This is a genomic window from Stenotrophomonas sp. 610A2, from assembly GCF_030549615.1.
GTDB lineage: Bacteria > Pseudomonadota > Gammaproteobacteria > Xanthomonadales > Xanthomonadaceae > Stenotrophomonas > Stenotrophomonas pigmentata.
In genome coordinates this window covers 1,812,431-1,821,823 of the sequence record NZ_CP130832.1, presented here as the reverse complement: position 1 = coordinate 1,821,823, position 9,393 = coordinate 1,812,431, and the positions used below count along the sequence as shown (strand labels likewise).

Genomic DNA, 9,393 nt, shown 5'->3' with positions numbered 1-9,393 from the left:
GCCCGGCGAGCGCCAGGCTTTCCTGTCATGAAGTTTAGTAGGTAGCAGTGCGATGCGCGGACGCGATCAAGAAACCGGTGAATTTTTGGGTGAAAGCCGTAGCCAGAACCGGCGCGAAGCGCTGGAAGTGCTGGCGCTGGGCGAAACCCTGGTGGAGCTGACCCCGGCGCAGCTGGCGCGCCTGCCGATCCCGGAAGGCCTGCTGGAACACATCGAGTACTCCAAGCGCATCACCTCGCATGGCGCGCGCAAGCGCCAGCTGGCCTTCCTGGCCAAGCAGATGCGCCGCGAGGAAGACGAGACGCTGGACGCGATCCGCAACGCGCTGGACGCCAACAGCGAGACCTCGCGCCGCGAAGTGGCGATCATGCACCGCATGGAGCGCTGGCGCGAGCGGTTGCTGGCCGAGGGCGATGTCGCCCTGGGCGAGCTGCTGGACGAGCATCCGGAGGCCGACCGCCAGGCCCTGCGCACGCTGGTGCGCAACGCGCTGGCCGAGAAAGCCAAGAACAAGCCGCCGCGCGCCTTCCGCGAGATCTACCAGGTATTGCGCGAGCTGATGCTGGTGCCGGTGCTGAGCGCGGCTGCGGAAGTAGGTGGCGATGATGACGATGCTGCTGATGATGTGAATGGCGACGACGAGCAGGATTGATCTGGACTGAGGGGCGTTGCTGCTGGTTTGGTTCTGCAGCGAAAAGCTTTCCCTCATCCGCCCCTTTCGGGGCACCTTCTCCCGCTCGCGGGAGAAGGGACGGCTGGCATGTGGAATTTGGCGGAGTCAGCTCGAGCTGCAGCTCTGCAATCCCTTCTCCCGTTTACGGGAGAAGGTGCCCGGAGGGCGGATGAGGGGGGCTCTTCAGCCTCAAACTCAAGCCTGCGTACCACCCACCGTCAGCCCATCAATCAGCAACGACGGCTGGCCAACACCGACCGGCACGCTTTGCCCGTCCTTGCCGCAGATACCCACGCCTTCATCCAGCGCCAGATCGTTGCCGATCATGCGCACCTTCTGCATGGTCTCCGGGCCGTTGCCGATCAGCGTCGCACCCTTCACCGGCGCGGTGATCTTGCCATCTTCAATCAGGTAGGCCTCGGTCGCCGAGAACACGTACTTGCCGCTGGTGATGTCGACCTGGCCGCCACCGAAGTTGACCGCGTACAGGCCCTTCTTCACCGAGCGGATCATCTCCTGCGGATCATGGTTGCCTGCGCGCATATACGTATTGGTCATGCGCGGCATGGTCATGTGCGCGAACGATTCGCGGCGGCCATTGCCAGTCGGCGCCACACCCATCAGGCGCGCGTTGAGCGTGTCCTGCATGTAGCCAACCAGGATGCCGTCCTCGATCAGCGTGGTGCACTGGGTCGGCGTGCCCTCGTCGTCAATGTTCAGGGAACCACGGCGGCCGTCGAGGGTGCCGTCATCGACGATGGTCACGCCTGGCGAGGCCACGCGCTCGCCGATACGACCGGCGTAGACGCTGGTGCCCTTGCGGTTGAAGTCGCCTTCCAGACCGTGGCCTACCGCCTCGTGCAGCAGCACGCCGGGCCAGCCCGGGCCCAGCACCACCGGCATCACGCCGGCCGGGGCTGGAATCGCCTCCAGGTTCACCAGCGCCTGGCGCAGTGCCTCGCGGGCGAAATTCTCCGGGCGATCGCCGGCAAACAATTCTTCGTAACTGTAGCGACCGCCGCCGCCGGCATAGCCGGATTCACGACGGCCGTTCTGCTCGACGATGACCTGCACGTTCAAACGTACCAGCGGCCGCACGTCAGCGGCCAGCACGCCGTCACTGCGCGCGATCAGCACCGTATCCACACCACCGGACAGGCTCACCATCACCTGCTGCACGCGCGAATCCGCCGCGCGCAGGAAGCGATCCAGGCGCTTGAGCACTTCCACCTTGGCCTCGTTGCCGATGCTGTCGACCGGGTCGAGTGCCGGGTACAGCGCGCGCCCACTGCCACGCACCAGTGAGCGCACGTTCTGCTCACCGCCTTCGCGCGAGATCGCGCGCGCAGACTGTGCGGCAGCCAGCAGAGCCGCCGGCTGGATGTCGTCCGAGTACGCGAAACCGGTCTTCTCGCCGGCAATCGCGCGCACCCCCACGCCCTGCTCGATGGAGTGCGCGCCGTCCTTGACGATGCCGTCCTCCACGCTCCAGCTCTCGCGGCGCGAATGCTGGAAGTACAGGTCACCGAAGTCGATGCCCGGCCCCAGCAAGGTGCCGAAGGTGCGTTCAAGGCGATTGGCATCCAGTCCTGCAGGCAGCAACAGGCGGGTTTCGGCGAGCGTGAGAGCGTTTTCGGTCATGACATTCCAGATGGGGGCAGGCCCGCCTTCATGCAAGCCTGCACTGATTCAGGGGCCGCTGGACGCGCCCGGGGTAACCGCTGGCGGCGGCATGCGGGCAGCGTCACGGTCCAGCACCTCGACCTTGGGATCTTTCCAGGGTCCGGTCACCTTATAGGTCTTGGAGCCGATCTCGCCCAGTGGCTTGCCCAGCACCGCGTTGGCGGCCGCACCGACCGCCGCGCCGACCGGGCCACCGGCCACCGCACCGACCACCGTCAGCAGGTTGCCCGAGCGCGGGTTCACATCGATGGTCTGGTTGAACTGCTGTGCGACCAGATCGGCCTGGCCACGGATGGTGATCTCGGCCGCCGGCGACTCGATGGCAATCTTGTCGGTGCTGGCCTGTCCGTTGCCAAAGCGCATCGCACCTTCGACGTGGTTGAACGCCAGGCCTTTGGAGAACAGGTCACGGAAGTCGAACAGCAGGCGCCTTGGCAGCTGCGCCACGCTGAGCAAGCCCAGAACGCGGCCAGCGCCGGGTTCCACTTCCAGCAGCTGGCCGTTGCGCAGGTTCATGTCCATGCCGCCCTGCAGGCTGGCCATGTTGAATGCCATCGGCCCGCCCTGCCAGCCGGCCTGCAGGTTCACCTTGCCCTGGCCGCCACGCAGCTGCCCGGCATAGCCCAGACGCTGCAGCAGATCGCCCAGGTCTTCACTCTCTACCTGCGCCGTCGCCTGGGTACGCGCCTGCGCGCCCATGCCACGCCACTCACCGTGCACATCGATGACCTGCTTCGGCGCGCGGATTGCCAGTTCCTGTACCTGCAGGCCGTCACCGGTCGGACGCGTGCGCAGACGGGTCTGGCCGAGCTTGACCGTGGCGAACTGCAGGTCTTCGATATCCAGTGCCAACGGCGGGATCTTGGCCGGGTTGATCGGCTCTGCCGGGGTGTCGCTGGACTCCGCGGTTGCCGCCTTGGCGGCCTGCCAGTACACCCGCGCCAGCTGCCCGCTGACGGTGCCGCCCTCGGCGGTCGGTACGCGCAGATTGCCTGCCAGCGCCGGGCCATCCAGTTGCACGGCGACCGCATCGGCACCGGGCCGCAGCTGCAGGCGGGTCTGCGCGAAGCGTCCGCCCACCATCAACAGCTGGTCAGCCAGAACGTCCACTTGTTTCAGCGCAACACCGCCATCGCCGCCGTCGTTGCCGTCCCCGCGCGCCAGGGTGATCCACTCCAGTGCGTCCAGCGACGGCGTGCGTCCATTGACCACCAGCCCATCGGCCGGCGGTTCGTGATCGACGGTATCGCTGCCCATGGTGACCTGCACGCCGGTCTTGCCATTCTGGCTGCGCGCAGCCAGGGCCATCAGCTTGCCGAACGAAACATCGATACGCCCCGCGCCCATCGGCAAGGCAGCCTGCACGGTAGTGGCCAGGGCATCGGCGGCCGGCTTGTTCAAGGGCGCCGGCAGCTGCAGACGCGTGCCCTGCAGATCCGAGCGCAGTGTCAGCAGGGTTGGTGCATTGTTGGACATGCCGGTAGCAACCTTGGGCAGGCTGACACCGACCGTCCACGCCGAGGTGCCATGCACATACGGCTTGAGCCAAGCCAGTTCGGGCGCGCGATCCAGCAGTTTGCCTGCGTCCAGATCGGCGCTGAGCTCGGCTTCGAATGCATGCGCCGGATCCTTCACTGGTTTGCCAGCGCGCAGCGCCAGCATGCCGTCGCGTTCCTGATGCCGCACCTGCAACGCCGGCGCATCGAAGCCATCACTGCTGTACGCGGCCTTGCCGCGCACGCCCTCGAACTGCAGGTCCCAGCGTTTGTCGGCCATGCGTACGCCGCGCAGATCAACATCACCCAGCAGGTGCCCGCCGCCATCGTGGTGCAGCGGCAACAGCAGATCGAAATTGACCGCGGCAGGGCCGGCCACGCTGAGGTTGTCCAGGGTGTCGCCATAGCTGGCCTGCAACGGACTCTGCCGCAGCATCGCCAGCAGGCGCGCACTCTCGTCGACGGTGTTGGCCTGCACCACCAGCTTGGATTCGGCGAAGCTGGCAATGCCGGCGCGCAGGTGATCCACCTTGACCCCGGCCAGCTCGCCGCGGCCAGTCAAATCAAAACCGCCGCCGATGAAGTTGATGTCGGCGTTGACGTGCTGCATCAGCGGCCAATCCTGCTGGAAGCGGATCGAACCATCGTCGATGTGCCCGCCCGCCTCGAAGCGGCCGTTGTTGCCAACGAAGGGCCAATCATCCAGATCGCCCACCGCCAGGCCGGTACCACCGCGCAAGGTGCCATCGACCAGCGCCGCATCCAGCCACTTCACTGCCGCCTCGCTCATGTTCGAGCGCACCCAGAACTGCTTGGCAGCGGTCATCGGCACATCGTCGATCTTGGCTGCCAGATTGATCCACGGTCGCGTTCCATCACCCTGGAACCACAGCCCGCCGCGCACGTCCGCCGCGTAGTTCTGGCCCTGCACGCGCAGCGCTGGCGTACCTACCTGCCAGCCGTCGCCCTCGCGCCAGCCGACCAGGTCACCGGAGAGCTGCAGCTCATGCAACACGCCAAAGCCGGTCGGCCAGTCAAAACGCACCACATGGTCCGGCTTCAGGCCCAGCGAGAACGCCTGCGCATCACCCTCAAAATGACCACGCAGGCCACTCAAACCCGGGCTGCCGCCAACCGCTGCGAAACTTGCATCCAGCAACTCGCCGCTTGCCCGCAACGGGCCGTCGGCAGCGCCAACCAAACTGATATCGGCAAAGCGCAGGGACGGCTGCGAGCGGTGCAGCCAGCGTCGCAGGCTGGGCTCCAGCCGATCACTGAGCGCCAACACCTGCAGCAGCGGGCCGGCATCAAGCTGCTTGCCCTGCACCGCGAAATGCTTGCCGCCGGCCAGCAACAGCCCATCCAGCGCCTGCGTGCTGCCGTCGCCCGCGATCCGCAGGCGGGGGGCATCCAGTCGCCAACCGCCATCGATCGCCTTCCAGCGCGCGCGCAGCTGCAACTTGCTGAAAGCCACGGTAGGTGCGGCGGCGGCGTCCGGCAACGGCGCGCCGGCAAGCTGTACATCGTCCAGCTCGCCTTCGGCGCTGACCGCCACCACCCGGTTGTCCTGCAGCTGTACCCAGCTCTGCAGTTCGCCCCTGCCTTGCCGCAACTGCACCCCGGCAAACCTCAGCAGCGAAGACCATGCACCCAGTTCGGCCGGATCGGCCGAGAACCAGGCCTGCCCGTCACCGCGCTGGCGCTGGAAATCCAGCACGGCGGTGACCGGCGCAGCATTCGTATCTATCCAACCCTTGGCACCTACCCGCAGACGCTCACCGTCCACGCGCAGGCGCAGGTCGATACGCGGAATATGGGTCTGCAGACCAATCGATGGCGCCTGCACCTGCAGTTGCCCGCCAATCACCTGCAGCTCGCCGAGTCGGCGCAGGGTGTCCAGTGGATCGCCGCCGGTCTTGGACTCGGGCAGGCCACGCACCGACCAACGGCCGTCATCGGCACGTTGCAGGGTCAGTGCCAGCCCACGCAGGCGCAGTTCGGTCAGCGGCGCGCCGGGCAGCAGGCCCGAGTACACCGCCACCAGCACTTCCGCCTGGCCAATGCGTACACCTTCGCCCTGGCCAACCCGCAAGCCATCGAGCTGCAGCAACGGGCCGCGCCGGGTCCAGCGCGTGTCCAGGCGGTCAAACGCCACCGGTTGCCCGGCGCGCTCGCTGAGCCACGCCGCAACCTTGTCCGGATGCGCCTCGACCATCGGCAACAGCTGGCTGACCGTGCCAACCAGCAGCGCCACGCACACCAACGCGATCGCCAATGCCATCAAGGCGTAGCGACGGAAGCGGCGTAGGCGGTGGCGCAACAGCGTGGTCATCAGCTCACTTCGTGCTTCCGTGCCGCGAAGTGAGCTCGTTCAGAGCAGTACAACATCGAACTGCTCCTGCAGGTACTGATCATCCGCCTGGAAGCGGATGCTCTTGCCGAGGAACTCCTCCAGCTCGGCCACCGCTGCCGACTCTTCGTCGGTGATGCGCGCGACCACTTTGCTCGATGCAATCACCAGCAGGCGCGCGGCCTCGAACTGACGCACGGCACGGGTGATCTCGCGGAAGATCTCATAAGTTACGGTTTCGGCGGTTTTGATGCTGCCGCGGCCACTGCACTGCGGGCAGGTTTCCGACAGCTGCCTTTCCAGGCTCTCGACGGTGCGCTTGCGGGTCATTTCGACCAGACCCAGCGGCGAGAAGTCATACACCGTGGTCTTGGCGTGGTCGCGCGCAAGCGCCTTTTCCAGCGTGCGCAGCACCTGGCGGCGATGCTCGGCGTCATCCATGTCGATGAAGTCGATGATGATGATGCCGCCCAGGTTGCGCAGCCGCAGCTGCCGCGCCACCGTCTGCGCCGCCTCCAGGTTGGTGCGGAACACGGTTTCTTCCAGATTGCGCTGGCCGACGAAGGAACCGGTGTTGACGTCGATGGTGGTCATCGCCTCGGTCTGGTCGATGACCAGGTAGCCACCGGACTTGAGCGGCACCTGCTTGTTCAAGGCGCGGACGATCTCGTCCTCGACCCCGAACATGTCGAAGATCGGACGGTCGCCGGTATACAGCTCCAGCTTCTCGCCCAGCACCGGCATGTATTTGGCGACGAAGGCCTGCAGCTGGGTGAAGGTCTCCTTGGAGTCGACCTTGACCTTGTCCACGTCCTTGCGGATCAGGTCGCGTACCGAACGCAGCGGCAGGCTCAGGTCTTCATAGATGATGCTGCACGGCGGCGCTTCGCGACCACGCCGTTCCACCACCGCCCATACCCGCGACAGATAGGAAATATCTTCGGCCAGTGCCTCGGCCGGCTGGCCCTCGGCATTGGTGCGCACGATGTAGCCGTAGCCGCCGTGCTGCGCCGAGATCTCGGTGACCAGCGATTTCAGCCGCGCGCGCTCGCCTTCATCCTCGATGCGCGCCGAGACGCCGACCATCTTCGACTGCGGCAGCAGCACCAGGTAACGCGAGGGAATGCTGATCTGCGTGGTCAGGCGCGCGCCCTTGGTGCTGATCGGGTCCTTGACCACCTGCACCACCACGTCCTGGCCGTCGCGCAGCAACTCCACGATCGGCACCGAGGACGGCAACGGCAGGCTGGGCGCGGTTTCGTCGGTATCGGCCGCCACCGGTGCCGGACGCACCACGTCGTTGGCATGCAGGAACGCAGCGCGGTCCAGCCCCACCTCGACGAACGCGGCCTGCATGCCCGGCATCACCCGCTGCACCTTGCCCTTGTAGATGTTGCCGACCACGCCACGGCGCCAACCGCGCTCGATATGCAGTTCCTGCAACATGCCGTTTTCAATCACTGCCACGCGGGTTTCGCGCGGGGTGACATTGACCAGGATCTCTTCGGACACGTCCTTCACTCCCCCTTGTCCATGGAATCGTCGGCCGCGCCGGCGGCAAAGGCCGCCAGCAACACGGCGGTCTGCTGCAGCGGCAGCCCCATCACCCCGGAGTAGCTGCCCGCCAAATGACTGATGAAACGCTCCGCCCCGCCCTGGATGGCATAGCCGCCAGCCTTGCCCATCGGCTCACCGGTGGCGACGTAGGCCTCGATCTGCGCCGCGCTCATCGGCGCGAAGCTCACTTCCGAGATCACCGTTTCCAGCACATGTCGGCCGGCGGCGGCCAGGGCCACCACGGTGATCACCCGGTGCGTGCGCCCGGCCAACGAGGCCAGCATGGCTGCCGCGTCGGCGGCATCGGCCGGCTTGCCATAGACCCGGTCACCCAGCACCACCTCGGTATCCGAGCCCAGTACCACCGCCTGCGGATCGTCGGCCACCAGGGCCAGACCAGCCTGCGCCTTGTCCAAGGCTACCCGCCGCACGTAGGCTTCGGCGGGTTCACCTTCCGCCCGCACTTCAGGCACGTCCAGATCCAACGCCCGGAATGGCACGTCGAGGCGGGAAAGGAGTTCGTTGCGGTGGGGGGAGCGGGAGGCAAGATAAAGCATCGCGGAAGCATAACCTGCGGCGGCTAGCTGAATGATCGGCAAAGACGTCAAAGTCACCGCAACCCCGAGCCGGCTCACCACCCGTTCATCGCCCTGTAGTCACTTTCACGATCCATCCAAGGAGGATCACCATGCGCCGTACTGCCCTTGCTCCACTGCTGCTGTCCCTGTCACTCGCCCTGGGAGCCTCGATGACCGCCCACGCCCAAACCGTGCCCACCGTCGTGGCCAGCGACGCTACCCTGCTCAATGTGTCCGCCCAGGCCGAAGCACACCGGGTTCCGGACGTGGCCACGCTGTCCGCCGGCGTGGTCACCCAGGCAGCCGATGGCAACACCGCCATGCGCGACAACGCCGTGCAGATGGACAAGGTGATGGCTGCGATCAAGGCCGCCGGCATCGCCGAGCGCGACATCCAGACCAGCGGCATCAACCTCAGCCCGCAGTACCGCTATGCCGAGAACGAGGCGCCGAAGATCACCGGCTACCAGGCCAACAACACCGTCAGCCTGAAGGTGCGCGACATCACCAAACTGGGCAAGGTGCTGGACAGCCTGGCCGCGCAGGGCGCAAACCAGATCAATGGCCCCAGCTTCGAGATCGACCAGCCCGAGCCGGTCTACGACGAAGCCCGCCTGGCCGCGCTGAAGAAGGCCCAGGCCCGCGCCGAAACCTATGCCAAGTCGCTGGGTCTGCGCGTGCGCCGCATCGTCAGCATTTCCGAAGGCAGCCAGGGCGGCTTCCGCCCGATGCCGATGATGGCCATGGCCGCCGGCCGCAGCGCCAAGGCGGAAATGGACACTGCGGTGTCGCCGGGCGAAACCACCGTGTCGGTCAACCTCGACGTGGTGTTCGAGCTGGGCCGCTGAACCAGCCGGTGGCTGTAGTAAGAACGGCGCCTTCGGGCGCCGTTTTGTTTTGGCCAAGCAGCTCGCCGACCGGTAGCCCAGCGCATCCGGGGCTGCTCGCCAACGGACCTCCACAATTCCGCCCTCGTCTGTAGGAGCGGCGTAAGCCGCGAAGCTGACACCAATGAAGCCATTGGCAGCTGTGCCATCTTCGGATCCATCTGCTTCG

General features: G+C 66.3%; 6 protein-coding genes. 2 read left to right on the top strand and 4 right to left on the bottom strand.

Going from position 1 to position 9,393, the window contains the following annotated elements:
* Nucleotides 1-52 precede the first annotated feature (52 nt).
* On the top strand, nucleotides 53-652 hold the full coding sequence (gene yjgA / locus Q5Z11_RS08295; RefSeq protein WP_303749563.1) for a ribosome biogenesis factor YjgA: 600 nt from the start codon (nucleotides 53-55) through the stop codon (nucleotides 650-652).
* Nucleotides 653-868: 216 nt separating this feature from the next.
* On the opposite strand, the gene tldD is transcribed toward yjgA, so the two are convergent.
* The 4 genes from tldD to Q5Z11_RS08275 are packed head-to-tail and all read right to left on the bottom strand — an operon-like array spanning nucleotide 869 to nucleotide 8,316.
* Nucleotides 869-2,314 (bottom strand): metalloprotease TldD, encoded by a 1,446-nt coding sequence (gene tldD, locus Q5Z11_RS08290; RefSeq protein ID WP_303749562.1) that lies wholly within the window; start codon nucleotides 2,312-2,314, stop codon nucleotides 869-871.
* A 48-nt stretch (nucleotides 2,315-2,362) separates the two neighbouring features.
* The gene (locus tag Q5Z11_RS08285) at nucleotides 2,363-6,184 is read right to left on the bottom strand and encodes a YhdP family protein (protein WP_303749561.1); all 3,822 of its coding nucleotides are present in this window, start codon (nucleotides 6,182-6,184) and stop codon (nucleotides 2,363-2,365) included.
* Nucleotides 6,185-6,223: 39 nt separating this feature from the next.
* Nucleotides 6,224-7,714: a ribonuclease G gene (rng, locus tag Q5Z11_RS08280; protein WP_303749560.1), complete on the bottom strand. Its 1,491-nt coding sequence runs from the start codon at nucleotides 7,712-7,714 to the stop codon at nucleotides 6,224-6,226.
* 5 nt (nucleotides 7,715-7,719) lie between these two features.
* Entirely contained in the window at nucleotides 7,720-8,316 is a 597-nt protein-coding gene (locus Q5Z11_RS08275; protein ID WP_303749559.1) for a Maf family nucleotide pyrophosphatase, read from the bottom strand.
* Between the two features lie 131 nt (nucleotides 8,317-8,447).
* Here Q5Z11_RS08275 and Q5Z11_RS08270 point away from each other — a divergent pair, with 131 nt between their 5' ends.
* On the top strand, nucleotides 8,448-9,185 hold the full coding sequence (locus tag Q5Z11_RS08270) for an SIMPL domain-containing protein (protein WP_303749558.1): 738 nt from the start codon (nucleotides 8,448-8,450) through the stop codon (nucleotides 9,183-9,185).
* Nucleotides 9,186-9,393 lie beyond the last annotated feature (208 nt).